Source organism: Bradyrhizobium sp. 17 (assembly GCF_023073515.1).
GTDB lineage: Bacteria > Pseudomonadota > Alphaproteobacteria > Rhizobiales > Xanthobacteraceae > Bradyrhizobium > Bradyrhizobium canariense_D.
In genome coordinates, this window is record NZ_JADPJQ010000120.1 from 1 (window position 1) to 20216 (window position 20216).

The 20216-nt window shown below is 65.0% G+C and carries 15 protein-coding genes; 5 read left to right on the forward strand and 10 right to left on the reverse strand.

Translation table 11 applies throughout. The annotated features are described in order from the left end of the window. Nucleotides 1-1442, forward strand: a 1442-nt coding sequence (locus IVB13_RS29145) for a vitamin B12 dependent-methionine synthase activation domain-containing protein (protein ID WP_276578408.1), incomplete at its 5' end; no start/stop codon positions are given. A gap of 448 nt (nt 1443-1890) precedes the next feature. Beyond that, entirely contained in the window at nt 1891-2898 is a 1008-nt protein-coding gene (locus IVB13_RS29150; RefSeq protein ID WP_247294164.1) for a DUF3592 domain-containing protein, read from the forward strand. A gap of 6 nt (nt 2899-2904) precedes the next feature. Here IVB13_RS29150 and IVB13_RS29155 read toward each other — a convergent pair whose 3' ends face one another. Continuing rightward, on the reverse strand, nt 2905-3534 hold the full coding sequence (locus tag IVB13_RS29155; RefSeq protein WP_018454705.1) for a glutathione S-transferase family protein: 630 nt from the start codon (nt 3532-3534) through the stop codon (nt 2905-2907). A gap of 157 nt (nt 3535-3691) precedes the next feature. On the opposite strand from IVB13_RS29155, the gene IVB13_RS29160 reads away from it, so the two are divergent. Next, a complete protein-coding gene (locus IVB13_RS29160; protein ID WP_247491025.1) occupies nt 3692-4639 on the forward strand; it encodes a threonine/serine dehydratase in 948 nt (315 codons plus the stop codon). A gap of 54 nt (nt 4640-4693) precedes the next feature. Further along, on the forward strand, nt 4694-5272 hold the full coding sequence (locus IVB13_RS29165) for a hypothetical protein (protein WP_247491027.1): 579 nt from the start codon (nt 4694-4696) through the stop codon (nt 5270-5272). A gap of 151 nt (nt 5273-5423) precedes the next feature. On the opposite strand, the gene IVB13_RS29170 is transcribed toward IVB13_RS29165, so the two are convergent. From IVB13_RS29170 to IVB13_RS29210, 9 genes are all read right to left on the reverse strand, one after another. Next, a complete protein-coding gene (locus IVB13_RS29170) occupies nt 5424-6017 on the reverse strand; it encodes a GNAT family N-acetyltransferase (RefSeq protein WP_018454707.1) in 594 nt (197 codons plus the stop codon). Between the two features lie 94 nt (nt 6018-6111). After that, a complete protein-coding gene (locus IVB13_RS29175; RefSeq protein ID WP_018454708.1) occupies nt 6112-8559 on the reverse strand; it encodes a penicillin acylase family protein in 2448 nt (815 codons plus the stop codon). A 46-nt stretch (nt 8560-8605) separates the two neighbouring features. Then, complete coding sequence (glpK, locus tag IVB13_RS29180; RefSeq protein ID WP_018454709.1) at nt 8606-10108, reverse strand: glycerol kinase GlpK; 1503 nt, start codon at nt 10106-10108, stop codon at nt 8606-8608. A gap of 356 nt (nt 10109-10464) precedes the next feature. Next, nucleotides 10465-11238, reverse strand: coding sequence for a glucose 1-dehydrogenase (locus IVB13_RS29185; protein WP_085351716.1), 774 nt, complete (start codon nt 11236-11238; stop codon nt 10465-10467). 150 nt (nt 11239-11388) lie between these two features. After that, nucleotides 11389-12531, reverse strand: a complete 1143-nt coding sequence (gene pimD / locus IVB13_RS29190) for a pimeloyl-CoA dehydrogenase small subunit (protein WP_018454711.1) — start codon at nt 12529-12531, stop codon at nt 11389-11391. Nucleotides 12532-12663: 132 nt separating this feature from the next. Further along, entirely contained in the window at nt 12664-13854 is a 1191-nt protein-coding gene (gene pimC / locus IVB13_RS29195; protein ID WP_018454712.1) for a pimeloyl-CoA dehydrogenase large subunit, read from the reverse strand. A 155-nt stretch (nt 13855-14009) separates the two neighbouring features. After that, nucleotides 14010-15197, reverse strand: a complete 1188-nt coding sequence (locus IVB13_RS29200) for an acetyl-CoA C-acyltransferase (RefSeq protein ID WP_247294166.1) — start codon at nt 15195-15197, stop codon at nt 14010-14012. After that, nucleotides 15194-16888 (reverse strand): dicarboxylate--CoA ligase PimA, encoded by a 1695-nt coding sequence (gene pimA / locus IVB13_RS29205; RefSeq protein ID WP_247491029.1) that lies wholly within the window; start codon nt 16886-16888, stop codon nt 15194-15196. Before pimA ends, IVB13_RS29200 begins: the two co-directional genes overlap by 4 nt. Before the next feature lie 217 nt (nt 16889-17105). Continuing rightward, nucleotides 17106-19202 (reverse strand): 3-hydroxyacyl-CoA dehydrogenase NAD-binding domain-containing protein, encoded by a 2097-nt coding sequence (locus IVB13_RS29210; protein ID WP_247294167.1) that lies wholly within the window; start codon nt 19200-19202, stop codon nt 17106-17108. Between the two features lie 127 nt (nt 19203-19329). Between IVB13_RS29210 and IVB13_RS29215 the strand changes: the two genes are divergently transcribed. Then, nucleotides 19330-20196 (forward strand): IclR family transcriptional regulator, encoded by an 867-nt coding sequence (locus tag IVB13_RS29215; protein WP_018458483.1) that lies wholly within the window; start codon nt 19330-19332, stop codon nt 20194-20196. The last annotated feature ends 20 nt before the right edge of the window (nt 20197-20216 follow it).

Consider the following 20216-nt stretch of genomic DNA (forward strand, 5'->3'; position numbering starts at 1 on the left):
AGGCCGACATCGTCGGGCTGTCCGGCCTGATCACACCCTCGCTCGACGAGATGGCGTTCTTCGCCGCAGAATTGCAGCGCGAAGGCCTCAAGCTGCCGCTCTTGATCGGCGGCGCCACCACGAGCCGCGTGCATACGGCGGTGAAGATCGACCCGAGCTATCGCGCAGGCCCCGTGGTGCATGTCAACGACGCCAGCCGCGCCGTCGGTGTTGCGTCGGCGCTGCTGTCGCCCGAGAGGCGCGAGGCCTATGCCGCGGAGGTGCGCGCCGAATACGCAAAGATCTCGGACGCCCATATGCGCGCCCAGGCCGACAAGAAGCGGCTGAAGCTGGCGACCGCCCGCGCCAACCGCGTGCCGGTCGACTTCACCGCGAACAAGCCGGTGAAGCCGACCTTCCTCGGCACCCGAAGCTTTGACGACTACGATCTCGCCGAGCTGGTGCCCTATATCGACTGGACCCCGTTCTTCCAGACCTGGGAGCTCGCCGGACGCTTCCCCGCCATCCTCGACGACGCCAAGGTCGGCGAAGTTGCGCGCTCGCTCTACGGCGACGCGCGCAAGATGCTCGACCTGATCGTCAAGGAGAAATGGTTCCGCGCGCGCGCCACCGTCGGCTTCTGGCCGGCCAATGCGCAGGGCGACGACATCGTGCTCTATGCCGACGAGAGCCGGACCAGCACGATCGCGACGCTGCACACGCTGCGCCAGCAGCTCGAGAAGCGCGAGGGCCGTTTCAACGCCGCGCTGTCCGACTTCGTCGCGCCCGCCACAACCGGCGTGCCCGACTATGTCGGCGGCTTCGTCGTCACCGCCGGCATCGGCGAGGATGTGGTCGCTGACCGTTTCAAGATGGCCAATGACGACTATTCCTCGATCCTGTGCAAGGCGCTGGCCGACCGCCTGGCCGAAGCGTTCGCCGAGCGCATGCATGCCCGCGTCCGCCGCGAATTCTGGGCCTATGCGCCGGACGAGACGCTCTCCCCCGACGAGTTGATCCTCGAAGAGTATCAGGGCATCCGTCCCGCCCCCGGCTATCCCGCGCAACCCGATCACACCGAGAAGGCCACGCTGTTCGAGCTGCTCGATGCCGAGAACACCGCCGGCGTGAAGCTGACCGAGAGCTATGCGATGTGGCCGGGCTCCTCCGTGTCGGGGCTCTATCTCGCCAATCCAGAGAGCTATTATTTCGGAGTCGGCAAGATCGAGCGCGATCAGGTCGAGGATTATGCTGCGCGCAAGGGCATGAGCGTCGCCGAGACCGAGCGCTGGCTCGCGCCGATTCTGAACTACATCCCGACGCGAGAGGGTGGGAGCGACAAGGCGGCGTTCACGGCAACGCCGGCGAACGACGAGACGTCGAAGGAGCTTGCGTCGCATCCGCCGGGCTGCACCTGCGCGGTGCACCTGGTCTGGCAGAAGAAGCGCGCGGGCGCGGGTTAGGCGCCCTCCAAACAGAAAACGAGAAATCAACCCCATGCACAGTAGGCATGGGGTTGAAAAAGCTCGATAATTTTTGCGGTGTCACCGAATAATTTTTCGATATTACCGAAATTGCTTGCGGCGTCGGGCAAAACACCTGTAACATTCCATCATCGCCGACCGTGCCCGTTTGATACTCCCTCGCCAGTCGCCATCACGGCGCGTGCCACACGTTCGCTGTCGTCCTGGCGAAAGCCATCCATACCGGGTGATCCATTGGTGGCCATCGCAGGCAATACCGAACGACCAATCTTCGCCAAATGACCCGCTGGGGCAATGGGTCGTGGCTTTCGCCAGGACGACATTGGTGAAGCAATGCCTGGCATGTGCTGGGGCAACGCACAGCATCGAACGCAAAGCGCGTTTGCCGCGACCAATGGCGGTCGTCGCCGAAGCGCAGGGGAATCGGATGCTGAACGCCCAACAATTGATGTGGACACAGATTGCCGCCGGCATCGCCGTGCTGCTGTTTGGATTGACGCTGTTCAATCTGATCCGCATGCGGGGCCGGATGGTGGCGGCGCGGAGCTGGGACAAGGTGGAGGGCATCATCACGGTCTCCCGGGTCGACCAGCCGACGGCGCATTCCTCGGACGATCGGAACGACGCCAAGCCCATCATCCGCTATCGATATCAGGCCGGCGGCCAGGAGCTGGAAGGCGACAAGATCTTTGTCGGCGGCACCGTCATCACGACGAGGGTCCTGGCCGCAAAACTGACCGGACGCTATCCGGTCGGCGCCCATGTCGAGGTCCATGTCGATCCGAAGCAACCGACAGAGGCGCTGCTGGAGCCTGCCGCCGCGCAGAACGTCGCGGCCCTGGTGGCGTTCACAATGGTCTTCGGCGTCATCGCCGCCACCCTGACCGCGCATTCGTTCGCGGGCCACGTGCTCTACGCCGACAAGGGCGTCCCGCTGTTCGCGTTCGCGGTGCCGATCATCGTGCTCGTGGGCGGGGTGTTCCTCGCCGCCGATTATGTCCGGACGCGCCGGCTGGCGAGCGCCAGCCTGCGCTGGCCGACCGCGTCGGGCAGGGTCACCCATTGCGACGTGATCGAGGAAATCATCGAAGAGAAGACCGAGCACGACAATCGACCGACGACTTCAAAGCTCGTCCACCGCTATCAGATCGACCTGCGCTACGCCTACAGGGTCGGCAAGCGCGACTTCATCGGCACCGAAGTCGATTGGAACGGCACCATGATCTCCGGCCTGCGCGAGGCCGCCGAAGAGGCCGCGGCGAAATATCGGCCTGGGAAGAGCGTCCAGGTCTATTACGATCCGGACCAGCCCGGACAAGCCGTGCTGGAGCCTGCAAGCCGGGGAGGCGCGCTGGGGCCGCTGATCGGTGCCGCGGTCTGCGCGGTTGTCGGCGGCCTCTTCCTGACGATCCTGATCAAGGTCGGGTTCGCATAGCGGCGATCACCCCTTCGGCGGTGCCAGGGGCTGCACAATCTCCTTGAACGGCGCCAGCGCCTCGCACGCGTCGGCATGCGCCGACAGCGCCGGATAGCGCGATGGCTCGAACAACTGCGGATGGGCCTCGCGGGTGAAGCGGACGACGCAGGCGACCACAATATCGGCGTGGCCGATGCGCTCGCCCAGCCAGTACGGCGTGGTCACCTTGGCGCGCTCGGCCTCCAGCGCTTTCAGCACGTCCGCGATCTGCGCCTGGCAGCGCTCGACCCATAGCGTAAGCTGCTCCTTCCGCAGCACGCGTTCGTAGAGCAGGCTCACGGCCTTGTCGCCGAGGCCGGACGCGAGCGCGCAGATGCGCAAGTGATGCCGGCGCTCGGCGCCGGAGCGCGGCAGCATCGCCTTCTCCGGCCCGGCGAGCTCGTCGAGATAATCGAGGATGAACGTGCTCTCGATCAGCGCCTCGCCGTTGTCGAGCACCAGCGTCGGCACGCGGCGCAGCGGATTATAGGGCGCGATCTTGTCGGCGTCGCCGAAGGTCGACCACGGCCTGTGCTCGAAGGCGAGGCCGTAAAGCCGCAGCGCAATCGCGACGCGGCGGACGAAGGGGGAATCATATTGGCCGATCAGGAACATGGTTTTGCGCTCTTCTCTGGCTTTTGGACGAGGCAGGGCCGATCAGTTTCCACGGCAAGGCCGCAGTGGCGCAAGCAAAATCATGGAAGTGGAGCATTGCGCTGCATGCAACGGCGCCGCGACAGCGGCTGCCGGATGCGTTATCAAGGACGGCATCATGACAGCAACAATGGACATCAATCGGGAGCGGATCGCGGCGACCGAGGCCGTCATCCGTCCGCACATACGGCGCACGCCGCTCGTTGAGGCCGATCTCGCCGATTTTGGCCTGCCGGCTTCTCCCGTCACGTTCAAGCTCGAGATGCTGCAGCATTCCGGATCGTTCAAGGCGCGGGGTGCCTTCGCCAATCTGCTGTTGCGCCGGCTGCCGGAAGCCGGTGTCGTCGCCGCATCGGGCGGCAATCACGGCGCGGCGGTGGCGTATGCGGCGCAGCGGCTCGGCATCCCGGCCACGATTTTCGTGCCCGACATCACCTCGCCGGCCAAAGCCGAGCGTATCAGAGGCTATGGCGCGAAACTCGTGATTGCGGGCAGCCGCTATGCCGACGCGCTCGCCGCAAGCGAAACCCATGTCGCGCAGACCGGCGCCATGGCGGTGCATGCCTACGACCAGGTCGAGACCTTGCTCGGTCAGGGCAGTGTCGGAATGGAGCTGGAGCAGGATGCACCGGGCATTGACACGGTGCTGGTTGCAGTCGGCGGCGGCGGCCTGATCGGTGGCATGGCAGCCTGGAGCGCCGGCAGGACGCGCATCGTGGCGGTCGAGCCCGAGCAATCGCCGACGCTTCACGCCGCCTTCGCGGCAGGCGCGCCGATCGATGCGCCGGCGGGCGGCACCGCCGCCGATAGTCTCGCCCCGCGACGTGTCGGACAATTGATGTTTCCGATTGCGCGGGCCCATGTCGAGCGGGTCGTCCTGGTCGCCGACGACGCGATCAAGCAGGCGCAGTCGGCCTTGTGGTCGAGCCTGCGCCTGGTGGCCGAGCCCGGCGGCGCCGCCGCATTTGCCGCCTTGCTCTCCGGTCGCTATCGCCCCTCACCCGGCGAGCGGGTCGCGGTGCTGCTTTGCGGTGCAAACACCACGGCGGTGAATTTCAACAGCTAGCGAGCTTCGCATGATCGGGTATCGCGGACTCATCGCCGCACGGAGCAGAGCGATTTGACTGCTGACAAGCCTCCCTCACTCACTCTCCTAGGCGCCTACTCCTTCAGCGCTGATAATGCTGCCTATGCCCGTTTCATCCGGGAATTGATCGACTCACACGATCCCCCCAATTTCAGCGAAGAGGTGAACGCTCTGCTGCGGAAAGCCGGCAGGGGCGATGAAATAGTGCCTCTGACTGGTGAGGACCGGCGGAAATTGGAAGACAATCTACGAGGTTACATGGATGACGCTGTAATTCTCGAGGTGCTCGTGGCGAATCCGGACGCGCGGTTCAATCCTCATGATTTTACCCAAATCGATCCGTCCAACCCGGAAGGCCACGCAGAGATGGCGTGGAACGAAACGTTCCTGACCGCGGATGGCGAGACGGTGATCGAGACCGACTACAAGCAAAGACTGCCCGCGGCGAAACAGTATCGCGTGGTGTTCGTCATCCATCGTTGGGAGCCTAGCCTCCCACTGCTCTCCAGCTACGGAGAGCTGTATGCTCCGCCCGTGCAGCCATTGACCGAGCGATTACGGCGTCTCGCTCCCTATGATCTTCCGGAACCGAGTGTTGGCGTGATCCGGTGATCCCGCCACGCGTAGCCCCAATGAAACGCGACGACAGCGCCACACTCCGTCATTGCGAGCGCAGCGAAGCAACCAGTATCTCCCACGGAACCAGACTGGATTGCTTCGTCGCAAGGGCTCCTCGCAATGACGGCGGAGAGGCAGCTGCTACCTATTCGATGATCGGCACATGCTTTGCCGCGGACCGCGGCGCCGTGCCATCGAGCCGCGGGTCGTCGGCGATCTCGATCTGGCGGCGGAACGGACGGAAGCCCGAGCGCTGGTAGAATGCGACGGCGGACGGATGGTCGAACGTGCAGGTGTGCACCCAGACGCGGGACAGGTCGCGTGACCATGCGAGCTCAAGCGCGCGGTTCATCATAAAGCGGGCGGCACCGCTGCCGATCAGTTTTGCGGTGACACCGAAATACACCAGCTCGCATTGGCCGGCCTCGCGAAAGTCCAGCTCCAGCAGGCCCTCATCGTGGCCGTCCACGACAAGCGCATATACCTCGACGCCCGGTGCATGGATGATTGCGGCGAGCTCGCCGTCGTTCATGCGCGCCCGCGAAAACCACAGCCACTCCTCGCCGACGCGGCGATGGAGGTCGCGATACCAATGAAGCGCGGGAGTATCGACCTTGCGCAGGGTCCATGCGCCAAGAGGATTGTCACGCAGCGGCGGACGCGCTGTCATCTCGAGATGCGTGACGACGGCAGCGATCTTGCTGGCGGGAATGTCGGAATAGCCGTCGGGGAGGATCATGGGATGCGTCCCTTAGAAGCTGAACGCCGGCAACACATTCCGGGTCGTCCTGGCGAAAGCCTGGACGACGGCGGGATTTCTGGATACGCCTCATTCACCGCGGCGTCAGCGTGATCGCCTCCGCCGTTGCAGCCTCGACCGCGGCGCGGCTGTAGAGCAGCGGCACATACTGGCCGGTCGCCCAGAGCGGCGCGAGGTCGCGATAATGGCCGCTGAAGGGATCGCCCGACTGGCCCGGTGTGTTGATGGTGCGGCTCGCATCCCAATTGCCGACGTCGAGCACCATGCGGAACGATGCGCCAGCGAACAGCTGATAATCGGTGCGGCGATAGGTGGCCGCGCGCGGCACGTTGGCGGCGCCGCCGTAGGCCAGCGGACCGACCGAGAGCTGAGCGGCCGTCGCCTTGTCGGCCAGCGGCATCAGAGCATGGTCGAATTTTGCGACGTGCAGGCGGCCCCAGCGCCAGGTTGAGGAATCGGCCCCGAGCTTGGCTGTGACATCGGCCACCGCGGCGCCGAGGCTGTCGCGCAGGATCTGGTCGCGCGCGGTGGCGGGATCGGAGCCAAACGACGCGTCCGGAGATTCCAGAAAGGCGACAAGCGCCGAAATGCTGGACGCCTCCGGCGCGATCAGGTCGGCAGCCTTGGGCGCCGTGGTCTTCAGCAGTACCGGTCCAAGATGATTGGAGATCCAGACCTCGAACACCGCAGCAGCGGCATTGTCGGCGGCATCACGGGCGTCCCAAGGCTTGAGCAGTTCGAGGCCCTTCTTCACGTTGGCATCGTCCGAAGTGAGCGGCTGCAACAGCTTGACCAGCCGCCGGCCCAGCATCGTGGTGTCGTCGTTCTGCAGATCCATGGCATCGGCCAGCGTCACCTTGCTGTTGGCCTTCAGGACCTCGGTGATGCGCTGCCAGCGCGCACTGTCCGCCCATTCGAAGCCGACCTTGCGCTCGCTGACGGGATAATCCGCCGGCAGGTTCATCTGGTTGGCGGTGGCGAGAAAGCCCTGCTTGGGCTGATAGGTCTTGGGCAGTTCGTCGAGCGAGAGAAAACCCTGCCATTCGTAGCGGCCGTCGCCGGGCACCGGCATCAGGCCATCATAGTTGGCGCGCCGCGGCGTCTTGCCGGCGGCGACCCAGCCGATATTGCCCTTGGTGTCCGCATAGACCTGATTCTCCGACGGCGCGCCCCAGCGCCGCATGGCGCCGAGGAATCCGTTCCAGTCCTTCGCGGTCATGTAGTCGGAGGAGCCGAAATAGGCCGAGGTGCCGGGCTCGAACCAGATCGAGCGGACGGCGAAGGCCCGCTTGTTGGCGTCGTCGACGTAGATCACCGGACCATGCCGGGTGAATTTCAGCTCGAGATCGCGATCGCTCTCGCCTTTCACCTGCTCTTTCTCGTGGACGATGCGCATGTCCTCCCAGCCAGCGCCATAGCGGTACTGGTTGGGATTCTGCGGATTGAGCTCGTAGATGTAGAGGTCTTCCTGGTCGACGTTGAAGATGGTGAGACCGAAGGCGATGGTGCCGTTGTGGCCGATGGAGATGCCGGGCAGCGCGGGCTCGCCCGCGCCGATCACGGAGAGGCCGGGCGCATTGAGGCCGACGATGTAGCGCAGCGAGGGCACGCTGTGCTCGCGATGCGGATCGTTGGCGAGGATCGGACGCCCAGTCGCGGTCCGTGACGCCGCGATCACCCAATTGTTGGAGCCGATGGTGTCGCGTTGCAGGTCGGCCTCGGTGAGGTACTTGTCGGGATCGTGCGCGAGTGCGGCCTGGCGATCTTTCGGCGCGGCAAAGGCGACCGGGCGCGTCGCCAGATCGTAGGGCGCCAGCACCGCCTTCGGCACGCTGCAGGGATCGAGACCATCTGGAATTTTCGTCGTCCACGCCGGCTCGAGCTTGACGCGAAACCGATCGGCATCGAGGCCTGCCGCGCAGGCGACCAAGGAGCGCTTGACCTCGGAGGCGACATTGCGCGTCAGGCCGTGGCTGCGGATGCGGACGATGTCATCCGCCGTCCACGCATCCGGCATCGTGCCGGCGATCCTGAACTCGATCGGCAGCGGGCGCTTGCCCGCGCGCACATCGGCGACGTAGGCGTTGACCCCGGCGACGAATGCCTCCGCATAGGTCTTCCCCTTGGGGCCGTAAGCCGCCCATTCCGCATTCATATCGCCGCGATAAAGAAAGAGACGCAGCGCCTTGTCCTGTTCGGCATAGGCCGGGCCGAAATCCTTGGCCAGCAGACCAAGCCCTCGCTTGCGCCAAAGATCGATCTGCCAGAGCCGGTCGCGCGCGGCGTTAAAGCCTTGCAGGAAGAACAGGTCGTGCTCATTGCCGGCATAGATGTGGGGGATACCCCAGACATCGACCAGAATCTGCGCGGGAGCATCGAGACCGGCGACGTCGGTCTTGACCTGCCGCGCGCTGCCGAGCGGGTCCGGCTTCTCACGCGCGAGGGAGGTCGAGGTGAGCAGCGCGGCGCAGATCGCGGCGCCGCAGAGCTTTTGGACGACCCGGTTGAAATCCGTGTTCATTGTCGTTTCTCCCGTTTGTTGTTGTTGGGCGCGTCGTGCGCGCCCGTTATTCGCCCTCGTCGCTCGCGAGCACGCCCTTCACCGCCCTCGTCCATCCCGCAAGCTTCCGCTCGCGCGTCGCCTGGCTCATGTTGGGCTTGAAGCGGTGCTCCAGCCGCCAGTTATCGGCGAATTTGGTCGGCTCGGGATAGACGCCGGCCTCGAGGCCGGCAAGATAGGCGGCGCCAAGTGCCGTCGTCTCCTGGATCACGGGGCGATCGACCGGCGCATCGAGCAGGTCGGCGAGGCGCTGCATGGTCCAGTCGGATGCGGTCATGCCGCCATCGACGCGGAGCACGACGCTTGCCACCTCCGAGCTCGGCCAGTCGGCGCGCATTGCGGCCCAGAGATCAAAGGTCTGGTAGCAGACGCTTTCCAGGGCGGCGTGGGCAAGCTCGGCCGGGCCGGTGTTGCGGGTGAGGCCGAACAGGGCGCCGCGCACGCGCGGATTCCAGTACGGCGCGCCCATGCCGACGAAGGCCGGGACGAGATAGACGCTCTGCATGGAGTCCGACTGATCGGCGAGAGGTCCGGTCTCGGCGGCATGCTTGATGATGCCGAGGCCGTCGCGCAGCCACTGCACTGCCGAACCTGCGACGAAGATCGAGCCTTCGAGCGCATAGGTGCGCTTGCCCCCGAGCTGGTAGGCGATGGTGGTGAGCAGCTTGTTCTTCGAGGCCACGGGCGTGGTGCCGGTGTTGAGCAGGGCGAAGCAGCCGGTGCCGTAAGTCGATTTCATCATCCCCGGACGGAAGCAGGCCTGGCCGATGGTCGCGGCCTGCTGGTCGCCGGCGATGCCGCAGATCGCAATGGCGCCGCCGAACAAATCCGGCGTGCTCTCGCCGAAACGGGCGGAGGAATCCTTCACCTCGGGCAGCATCGAGCGCGGCACGCCGATGATCTCCAAGAGCTCGTCGTCCCACTGGCCGGTGTGGATGTTGAACAGCAGCGTGCGCGAGGCGTTGGTGGCGTCGGTGGCGTGGACCTTGCCGCCGGTGAGACGCCAAAGCAGATAGCAATCGACGGTGCCGAACATCAATTCGCCGCGCGCGGCGCGCGCCCGTGCGCCGGGGACGTGGTCGAGAATCCAGGCGACCTTGGTGCCGGAGAAATAGGGGTCGATGATCAGGCCGGTCTTCTGCGAGATCACGGGCTCGCGGCCGTCGGCTTTCAGCTTGGCGCAGATGTCGGCGGTGCGGCGGTCCTGCCAGACGATGGCGCGGTGCACGGCCTGCCCGGTGGCGCGGTCCCACACCACGGTGGTCTCGCGCTGGTTGGTGATGCCGATCGCGGCGATGTCCTTTGCGCCGATGCCGGCCTGCGCGATCGCGTCGCGGCAGACCGTCACGGTCGAGGTCCAGATGTCCTCGGGCTCGTGCTCGACCCAACCCGAGGCAGGGAAATGCTGCGGAAACTCGGCCTGCGCCTTCGCCGCAATGGAAATGTCGCCGCGAAACACGATCGCGCGCGAGGAGGTGGTGCCCTGGTCGATGGCGAGGACGAAAGACATGGAAGCAAACCTTGGGGTTTCTTTGGCGTTTTCCCGGCGTTGTCCGGTGAGGGGCTATTGTGTTTCGCCAAAGGGAGCGGATTAGGGCGGGAAGGTCAAGACGGCTGTCCTCCCACCCTCCCCTGGAGGGCAGGGTGGGCTCGCATGCAGCGAAGCGGAACGCGAACCGGGGCGGGGTGACAGACTATCCGCGAACTTGATGAGCAGCAGCCGTCTCGTCGACGCAAGCGATACCGCCTTTGCGGCTTCACCCCACCCCGCCTCGCGTTGCGCTCTGGGCAACACGAAGCGACCCTCCCCCTCTAGCGGAGGAAAAGTGAAGCGCGCCCGGCGTACAATTGCAAGTAGAGCAGAAGTTACGGCGCCGCCGTGGTCACGCCGCCGTCGATGACGATCGTTTGTCCCGTCATGAAGCTCGACGCGTCGGAGGCGAGGTAGGCCACTGCGCCTGCGATTTCGTCGGGTTCGCCGATACGGCGGAGCGGCGTGGTGGCCGTGCGGCGTTTCAGATTCGCTTCGTCTTCCCACAGCGCGCGGGCGAAGTCGGTCTTGACGAGGCCGGGCGCGATGCAGTTGACGCGGACGCCTTTCGGGCCCCATTCGCCGGCGAGCGAACGACACAGCGCGAAGTCGGCGGCTTTCGAGATGCCGTAGGCGCCGATCACGGTCGAACCGCGCAAGCCCCCGATCGAGGAGATGATGACGACTGAGCCGTTGCCGCGGTCGGCCATCTGCGGGATCGCAAGCGCGGAGAGCCAGATGTTGCTCTTGACGTTGCTGCCCATGATCTTGTCGAAGGCCTCGTCGGTGATGTCGAGCAGCGGGCCGTAATACGGGTTGACCGCGGCGTTGCAGACGAGGATGTCGATCTTGCCGTAATGCTTGATCGTGCCCGCGATCAGCGCCTCGACCTCCTGCTTGCGCGCGATGTTGCAGGGGATGACGGTGGCCTCGCCGCCGGCCGCCTTGATGCCGTCGGCGACTGCCTTGCAGGCATCGGCCTTGCGCGAGGAGACCACCACTTTGGCGCCGAGCTTTGCGAGCAGCTCGGCGGAGGAGCGGCCGATGCCGCGGCTGGAGCCGGTGACCACGGCGACCTTGCCGGTGAGATCGAACGGGGTGTTCTTCATTGTTGTTGGGCTCCGTTGAGGCCACTTGTTCAGACGTCATCGCCCGGCTTACCCGGGCGATCCAGTATTCCAGAGACGGCGCGGCTAGAACCGAGAAGCCGCAGCGTACTGGATCCCCCGCCTGCGCGGGGGATGACAGCGACCTTGTAGCTAGATCAACCCGCCACCGTCCGCCACGCGGCGCTGGTGGTAGTCGGTGTCGCCGAACGAGTTCTCGATCATGGTCAGGCGCTTGAAGTAATGGCCGATCTTCGCCTCCATGGTCATGCCGATGCCGCCGTGGAGCTGGATCGCCTGCTGTCCCACGAACTTCAGCGACTTGCCGATCTGCACCTTGGCCGCGGCAATAGCGTTGCTGCGCTCCTTGGCGTCCTGGAAATCGCCCGCCATGGTCGCGAACATCGACATCGATCGCGCCTGCTCGGTGGCGACGAACATGTCAGAGGCGCGGTGCTGCAGCGACTGGAACGAGCCGATCGGCACCCCGAACTGCTTGCGCGTCTTGATGTACTCGACCGTGGTCTTGAGCGATTCGTCCATCAGGCCGACCGCTTCGGCGCAGAGCGCGATGCGAGCTTCGTCGACCACACGCTCGATCAGCGTGAGCGAATCGTCGGGATTGCCGAGCACGGCATCGGCACCGATTTCGACGCCGGTGAAGGTGATGTCGGCGGCGTGCAGGCCGTCCTGGGTCGGGTACGACTTCTTGGCGACGCCCTTGGCGTCGGCCGGCACCAGGAACACGCCGATGCCGCTCTTGTCGCGGCGCTCGCCCCTAGTGCGCGCGGTCACGATGAGGGTATCTGCATTCTCGCCGTTGAGCACGACGAACTTCTCGCCGTCGATGACCCAACCGTCGCCCTTCTTCTTCGCCGTCGTGGTGACGTCGAAGAGATCGTAGCGCGAGTTCTTCTCGAGCTGGGCAAAGGCGAGCGTCTTGCTGCCGTCTACGATGCCGGGCACATGCGCGGCCTTCTGCGCATCGCTGCCCGCATGGCGCAGGAAGCCGCCGCCGATCACGACGGTTGCGAGGTAAGGCTCGAGCACCAGTGCCTTGCCGAGCGCCTCCATCACGATCATGGTCTCGACGCCGCCGCCGCCGAAGCCGCCATCGGCCTCCGCGAAGGGCAGACCGAGCAGGCCCTGCTCGGCGAGCTTGCCCCAGACCGCTTTGCTCCAGCCGCCCTTCTCCTTCATGTACTTCTTGCGGCTCTCGAAATCGTAGGAATCGGTCAAGAGGCCGTCGATGCTTTCCTTGAGAAGCCGCTGCTCCTCGTTCAGATCAAAATCCATGTTCTTTGCTCTCCGGTATCGATTTCGTCATGCCCGGCCTTATGCCGGGCATCCACGTTCTTTCGTGGCGCTAGGCGTGGATGGCCGGGTCAGGCCCGGCCGTGACGGTGAGTGCGTGTTGATGGTGTACGATCAAAGCCCCAGCACCGCCTTGGCGATGATGTTGCGCTGGATCTCGTTGGAGCCGCCGTAGATCGAGACCTTGCGGTTGTTGAAATAGCTCGGCGCGATCTGGGCGGTCCAGTCCATGGCTTCGTTCGAGCCGTCGTCGCCGTGCACGTCATAGGGTGCCGCGAACGGGCCGATCACCTCCATCAGCAGCTCGGTGGTGGTCTGCTGGATCTCGGAGCCCTTGATCTTCAGCACCGAGGAAGCCGGATTGGGCTTGCCTTTGCCGTGCTTGCCTTCGTCGGCGACGACGCGGAGCTGGGTGAGTTCGAGCGCCTTGAGCTCGATCTCGCAGGCCGCGAGCTTGTCGCGGAAGGCCGCGTCCTGAATGATCGGCTTGCCGCCGGATTCGACCTTGGAGGCGAGATCGCGGATGCGGCGGAGCCGCTCCTTGGAGACGCCGACCCGCGCGATGCCGGTGCGCTCATTGCCGAGCAGGAATTTCGCGTAATCCCAGCCCTTGTTCTCCTCGCCGATCAGGTTCTCGATGGGCACTTCGACGTCGTCGAAGAACACCTCGTTGACCTCGGCGCCGCCGTCGATGGTCTGGATCGGGCGCACCGTGACGCCCTTCGACTTCATCGAGAACACGATGAAGGAGATGCCCATCTGCTTCTTGGCGGACGGGTCGGTGCGGCAGAGGCAGAAGATCATGTCGGCGTGCTGGGCGAGCGTGGTCCAGGTCTTCTGGCCGTTGATGATCCACTTGTCGCCCTTGCGCTCGGCCTTCGTCTTCAGCGAGGCGAGGTCGGAGCCGGAGCCGGGCTCGGAGAAGCCCTGGCACCACCAGTCGTCGACATTGGCGATGCGCGGCAGATACTGCTTCTTCTGCTCTTCATTGCCGAAGGTGTAGATGACGGGACCCACCATGCTGACGCCGAAGGCGAGCGGCTGCGGCGCCGGATAGGACTGCAGCTCCTCGTTGAAGATATAGTGCTGCACGGAGGTCCAGCCGGTGCCGCCATATTGCTTGGGCCAGTGGCTGACGCCCCAGCCCTTCTTGTTGAGGATGCGCCACCACGTCACCATCTCGTCCTTCGAGAGGTGGCGGCCCTCGACCAGCTTGCGCCGCGTATCCGGCGGCACGTTGTCGCGGAAGAATGACCGCACTTCCTCGCGAAACGCCTGCTCTTCTTTCGTGAATGCGAGATCCATCGGATCCTCCTGTGAATGTGTCGTCCCGGCGAAGGCCGGGACCCATAACCACCGGCCTTCGTTGGTTTGCGAAGGCCATTGTTGTTCGCGTGCCACACTCCTGCTGCGGAGTATGGGTCCCGGCTTTCGCCGGGACGACGGTTACTGGACGACGGCTACTGCAACACCTCGAAAAGCCCCGCCGCGCCCATGCCGCCGCCGACGCACATGGTGACGACCGCGTACTTCGCCTTGCGGCGGCGGCCTTCAATCAGAGCGTGGCCGGTGAGGCGCGCGCCCGACATGCCGTAGGGATGGCCCACCGCGATCGCGCCGCCGTCGACATTGATCTTGTCGGGGTCGATGCCGAGCTTGTCGCGGCAATACAGCACCTGCACCGCGAAAGCTTCGTTCAGCTCCCACAGGCCGATGTCGTCGACGGTCAGGCCATGACGCTTGAGCAGGCGCGGCACGGCGAATACCGGGCCGATGCCCATCTCGTCCGGCTCGCAGCCGGCGGAGACGAAGCCGCGGAAGATGCCGAGCGGGTTCAGCCCGCGCTTTGCCGCTTCCTTGTCGCTCATGATCACGCTCGCGCTGGCGCCGTCCGAAAGCTGGCTGGCATTGCCGGCGGTGACCGAAAATCCCTCGCCACGGACGGCCTTGAGGCCGGCGAGGCCTTCTGCGGTGGTCTCGGGGCGCGGGCCCTCGTCCTGCGACAGCGTGACGTCCTTGAACGAGACTGCACCGGTGGCCTTGTCGGTCACCGCCATCCTGGTGGTGATCGGCGCGAGCTCATCCTTGAACTTTCCGCCCTGCTGCGCCGCGGCGGTGCGGCGCTGGCTCTCCAGCGAATATTCGTCCTGCTTTTCGCGCGAGATGCCGTAGCGCTTGGCGACGATCTCGGCGGTGTCGATCATGGGCATGTAGACCTCGCCCTTGATCTCGAGCAGCGCCGGGTCCTGCGCGTGGAAGCCGTTCATCTTGTCGTTCTGCACCAGCGAGATGGACTCGCCGCCACCGCCGACCGCGATCTCGACACCGTCGAAGATCACCGAACGCGCGGCGAGCGCGATCGCCTGCAGGCCCGAGGCGCATTGCCGGTCGATAGTGGTGCCGGCGACGGTGACGGGGAGACCGGCACGGAGCAGCGCCTTGCGCGCGATGTTGCCGCCGGTCGCGCCCTGCTGGAGTGCTGCGCCCATCACGACGTCCTCGACCTCCTTGGGGTCGATCTTGGCGCGCGCGACGGCCTCGCCGATGGCGTGGCCGAGCAGCGTTGCGCCCTCGGTGGCGTTGAGCGCGCCGCGATAGGCCTTCCCGATCGGGGTGCGGGCGGTGGAAACGATGACGGCGTCGGTCAAGCGCGATCTCCTGATGCAAGTCGGGTGGCAAGTTGGGCGGATTGTGACGGTTTCTGCCGCTGGCGCAATTCGTGGCGCGACAGCTTTCCGACCGGCGTGCGCGGCAGATCGTGGACGAATTCGACCTCCGCCGGCAATTCGTGCTTGCCGAGCTTGCCGGCGAGCTGAGCGCGCAGCTCGTCGAGCGAGAACGGCTTTGCATCCGTCTTCAGCTTGATGAAGGCTTTGGCGGCCTCGCCGCGGTACTGGTCGGGAATACCGAGCACGATCACCTCGTGCACGCCTGGTATGGTATAGATCGCCTGCTCGATCATCTGCGGATAGACGTTGAAGCCGCCAGAGATGATCATGTCCTTCTTGCGGTCGACCAGGAAGAAATAGCCGTCGGTATCGACATAGCCGATGTCGCCGGTGAGGAAGCGGCCGTCGACGAAGGCCTCCGCGGATCCTTCGGGCTTATTCCAGTAGCCTTTGGTGACGTTCGGGCCCTTGATGCGAATCTCGCCGACTTCGCCCGGCGGCAGCACCTTCGAGGGATCGTCCAGGGAAACGACGTCGAGCTCGATGCCGGGCAGCATCAGGCCGATCGAGCCGGGCTTATCGGGACCTGTAGGCGGATGGCCGGTGCCGGGCGAGCAGGTCTCGGTCATGCCCCAGCCGCTGCGGAGCTTCTTGCCGACTTTGCGCTCGAAGAAACTCGCGATCTCCACCGGCAGCGGCGCGCCCCCGGAGCCGATCGTCGCCAGCGAGGAGAAATCGCGCTTGTCGAGATCGGGAAGGGCTGCGATCGCGATCCACATCGTCGGCACGCCGGGAAAGTAGGTTGCGCGCTTGATTTCGATGTCGCGCATCACCGCTTCGACGTCAAAACGCTGATGCAGCGAGATCAGATTGCCGCGCCTGAGCGAGGACAGCAGCACGACGGTGAGCGCATAGATGTGGAACAGCGGCAGCACGCAGATCACGCGCTCGACGACGTCGCCACGCGTCGCGCGCGACGGCTTGCCCCAGACGTCGTACATCGACACGGCCGAGGTGAGATTGCCGTGGGTCAGCATCGCGCCTTTGGGCAAGCCGGTGGTGCCACCGGTATATTGCAGCAGCGCGACATCGTCGGCGCTCACTTGCGGCCACTCTGCCGGCGCGGTGGCGCCCTCGACAAAGGCCTTGAAGGTGACGATGCGGGGATCGCTGGGGATCGCAGCCTGCGGCGTGCCGACCTTACCCCAATTATCGTCCTCGCAGACCACCAGGCGGTCGATCAGGCCCTTCTCCAGGAATTTCAGCGCGGTCGGCAGCAACGCCGCCAGGTTAGAGGTGACGAGCAGGCGCGAACCGGAATCGGAGACCTTGTGCGTCAGCGCGATCTCGCCGTCGAGCGGTGAGAGATGCGCGACGCGGGCGCCGGCCTTCAGCGCGCCGAAGAAATTGACGGGATCGTCCGGCGTATTGCCGAGGAACAGCGCGACCGAACTGTTCTTGCCGTAGCCGGCGCGCAGGAAGGCGGCGGCTGCGCGCTCAGCCATCGCGGCGAGTTCGCTGTAGGTAATCGGATGGTCGCGGAATTCCAGCGCGGTGCGCGGGCCGTACTCGGCGGCGGCTTTTGCCAGCAGATCAGGCAGCGTGCCCTGGACGATGGTGTCGTCCCAGCGCACGCCCTCGGGATAAAACTGTTCGCCGGGATGGGTCATTAGGGGTCGTTACTCTGCAAGGCGGCCGCGACGATACCGTGTGAGGTGGGCACAAGCGGACCGGCTCCCTTCCCCCTTGTGGGGAAAGGTTGGGGAAGGAGGTGGCCACAAACGCCGGCGCCCGGGCCTGCCCCCGTCCCTGACCCTCCCCCACAACGGGGGAGGGAACGGAGAGAGCGTTGCCCGGGACGAGACATCACAGCCACCGCCAATCCAATCACGCCGCTTTCGAGCCCGCCGCGAGCGAGGCGAAGGTCTTGCCTTCGGCCGCGAGCTTCTTCAGCAGCGGCGCGGGCTCGAGGCTCGGATCGTTGGTCTCCTTGGCGTAGAAGGAGAGCCGATCGGCGATGTGCTTGAGGCCGACGGTGTCGGCCCAGAACATCGGGCCGCCGCGGTAGATCGGCCAGCCATAGCCATAGAGCCAGACCACGTCGATATCGGACGGGCGCGCGGCAATGCCCTCTTCCAGGATCTTCGCGCCCTCGTTGATCATCGGGTACATCATGCGCTCGAGGATCTCATCGTCGCTGACGACGCGCTTCTTGCGGCCCAAACGAAGCAGCGTCTCGTCGATCAGCTTCTCGACTTCGGGATCGGGCAGCGCCGAACGGGAGCCGGCTTCGTATTTGTAATAGCCCTTGCCGGTCTTCTGGCCGAAGCGTCCGGCTTCGCAGAGCGCATCCGCGATCTCCGACTTGATGCCGCGGTCCTTGCGCGAGCGCCAGCCGATGTCGAGGCCGGCGAGGTCACCCATCGCGAACGGCCCCATCGGCATGCCGAACTTCGTCACGACGGCGTCGACCTGCTGCGGAAGCGCGCCTTCGAACAGCAGTTTCTCGGACTGCTTGCCGCGCTGGGCCAGCATGCGGTTGCCGACAAAGCCGTCGCAGACGCCGACCACGGCCGGCACTTTTGCGATTTTGCGCGCGATCGAGACCGCCGTCACAAGGGCATCCGGCGCGGTCTTGTCGGCGCGCACGATCTCGCACAATTTCATGACGTTGGCGGGAGAGAAGAAGTGCATGCCGAGCACGTCCTGCGGACGCTTGGTCGACTTCGCGATCTCGTCGATGTTCAGGTAGGAGGTGTTGGAGGCGAGCACGGCGCCCGGCTTGACGTACTGGTCGAGCTTGCCGAACACTTCCTTTTTCACTGCCATGGTCTCGAACACGGCTTCGATGACGAGGTCGGCGTCGCCGACGTTCTCGATGCCCACGACGCCGTTGATCAGCGCCATGCGCTTCGCGGGCGCATCCGCCGGGATGCCGCCCCGTGCCGCGGTCGCTTCCCAGTTCTTCTGCATGATGCCCATGCCGCGCTTGAGCTGCTCCTCGCCTGTCTCGATCAGGGTGACGGGAATGCCGGCATTGGCAAAGGACATCGCGATGCCACCGCCCATCGTGCCGGCGCCGAGGATGGCGACGCGGTTCACGGGCCGCGGCTTGGTCCCTTCAGGAACGCCGGCGATCTTGCTGGCCTCGCGCTCCGCGAAGAAGGCATAACGCTGCGCCTTGGACTGATCGCTGGCGACGAGCTTCAGGAAGCCCTCGCGCTCCTTCTTCAGACCTTCGTCGAACGGCAGGTCGATGGCGTAGCCGACGGCGTCGGCCGCCGCGAACGGCGCTTCCAGGCCGCGCGACTTCTTGGTCATGGCGGCGACCGCATTGGTGAAGATCGAGCGGTCGGCCTTGGCCGCCGCGATCTTGGAGTCGTCGTCACGCAGGCGGCGCAGCGGACGCTTTTCAGCCAGCAGCTTTCGTACGAAGGCTTCGCCACCGGCGGCCGGACCCTCGACGATCTCCTCGATCAGACCGTTCTTCAGCGCTTCCGCCGCTCCGATCGGATCACCGCCGACGATCATCTTGACCGCGAGCTCCGGTCCAACCGCGCGCGGCAGGCGCTGGGTGCCGCCGGCGCCCGGCAGCAGGCCGAGCTTCACCTCGGGGAGGCCGAGCTTGGCTTCCTTCACCGCGACGCGGAAATGACAGGCGAGCGCGACCTCGAGGCCACCGCCGAGCGCGGTGCCGTGGATCGCGGCCACGACCGGCTTCGGTGAATTCTCGATCTCGGAAAGCACGTCGTTAAGGGCGGGCGGCTTCGGCGGCTTGCCGAATTCGGTGATGTCGGCGCCCGCGATGAAGGTGCGGCCGGCACAGGTCAGCACGATGCCCTTGATGGCGGGATCGGCGACCGCGGCCTTGATGCACTCCAGAATTCCGCCACGAACCGCGGCGCTCAGCGCGTTGACCGGAGGGCTGTCGACCGTGACGATCCCGACTTCGTCATGACGCTCAAGCTTGACCACTTCGCTCACGGTGTCCCTCCTTGGTGGGGTAACTTTGTTCAATTTCGCACTGCAGAATTTAATTCCGCATCTTGACGGCAGGGTTATTTTGAAGCACGTGGCTTGTCAACGACTCCGCGCAAGAAGCAGATCAGGGATGAAGCGTACAGGAAAGAAGACAGCGACCGATCGGAATTTCGTCGTCGCGCTTTCCCGCGGACTTGACGTATTGCGCGCATTCCAGCCCAGCGACGGACTTCTTGGCAATCAGGAAATCGCGGCCCGCACCAATTTGCCCAAGCCGACCGTTTCGCGGCTGACCTATACCTTGACCAAGCTCGGCTATCTGACGCCGGTTCCCCGCTTCGAGAAATATCAGCTTGCGCCGGCCGCGATGGCGCTCGGCTACGCCGCGTTGTCCAATCTCGGCGTTCGGCATTTGTCCGAGCCGTTTCGCGAGGAAATGATGCGTGCGACCGGCGGCGCCGTCGCCATCGGCGGCCGCGACCGGCACAGCATGATCTATTTCGGACAGAGCCGTGGCAGCGAGACGGTTGGCGTTCAACTGGACGTCGGCTCCCGCGTGCCGATTGCAACCAGCGCGATGGGCCGCGCCTATTTCTGGGCACTCGACGAAGACAATCGCGCTGAACTGTCTCGTGTCTTGCGCGAACATTACGGCAGCCGCTGGCCCAAGATGCGCGACGGGTTGGAACGCTCCGGCGAGACGGTCGCGAAATATGGATTTGCGATTTCGGTCGGCGACTGGCACGACGACATCGGCGCCGCCGGCGTCGCGCTCAGACTCAACGACGGAACCGGTCCTTACGCATTCAATTGCGGCGCGCCCGCATTCCGCTTCACGGAAGAGCGTTTGATCAACGACATTGGACCGCGTCTGCTTGCGATGGTAAGGAACATCGAAGCGGCACTCGGGGGTCTGATGCCGCATTCCAAAAAAGACGTCAGCAAAAAGCTGAAATCAGGAGGGAAAGTTGCGCGTGTGGCCGAGGGGATCAGATAGCCTTTGTCATCATCGGGAGC

What these genes read in the sequence shown, in the direction of transcription:
- IVB13_RS29150 (WP_247294164.1), top strand. Translation starts at nt 1,891, where the DNA reads ATGCTGAACGCCCAACAATTGATGTGGACACAGATTGCCGCCGGCATC.
- IVB13_RS29155 (WP_018454705.1), bottom strand. Translation starts at nt 3,534, where the DNA reads ATGTTCCTGATCGGCCAATATGATTCCCCCTTCGTCCGCCGCGTCGCG.
- IVB13_RS29160 (WP_247491025.1), top strand. Translation starts at nt 3,692, where the DNA reads ATGACAGCAACAATGGACATCAATCGGGAGCGGATCGCGGCGACCGAG.
- IVB13_RS29170 (WP_018454707.1), bottom strand. Translation starts at nt 6,017, where the DNA reads ATGATCCTCCCCGACGGCTATTCCGACATTCCCGCCAGCAAGATCGCT.
- IVB13_RS29175 (WP_018454708.1), bottom strand. Translation starts at nt 8,559, where the DNA reads ATGAACACGGATTTCAACCGGGTCGTCCAAAAGCTCTGCGGCGCCGCG.
- glpK (WP_018454709.1), bottom strand. Translation starts at nt 10,108, where the DNA reads ATGTCTTTCGTCCTCGCCATCGACCAGGGCACCACCTCCTCGCGCGCG.
- IVB13_RS29185 (WP_085351716.1), bottom strand. Translation starts at nt 11,238, where the DNA reads ATGAAGAACACCCCGTTCGATCTCACCGGCAAGGTCGCCGTGGTCACC.
- pimD (WP_018454711.1), bottom strand. Translation starts at nt 12,531, where the DNA reads ATGGATTTTGATCTGAACGAGGAGCAGCGGCTTCTCAAGGAAAGCATC.
- pimC (WP_018454712.1), bottom strand. Translation starts at nt 13,854, where the DNA reads ATGGATCTCGCATTCACGAAAGAAGAGCAGGCGTTTCGCGAGGAAGTG.
- pimA (WP_247491029.1), bottom strand. Translation starts at nt 16,888, where the DNA reads ATGACCCATCCCGGCGAACAGTTTTATCCCGAGGGCGTGCGCTGGGAC.
- IVB13_RS29215 (WP_018458483.1), top strand. Translation starts at nt 19,330, where the DNA reads ATGAAGCGTACAGGAAAGAAGACAGCGACCGATCGGAATTTCGTCGTC.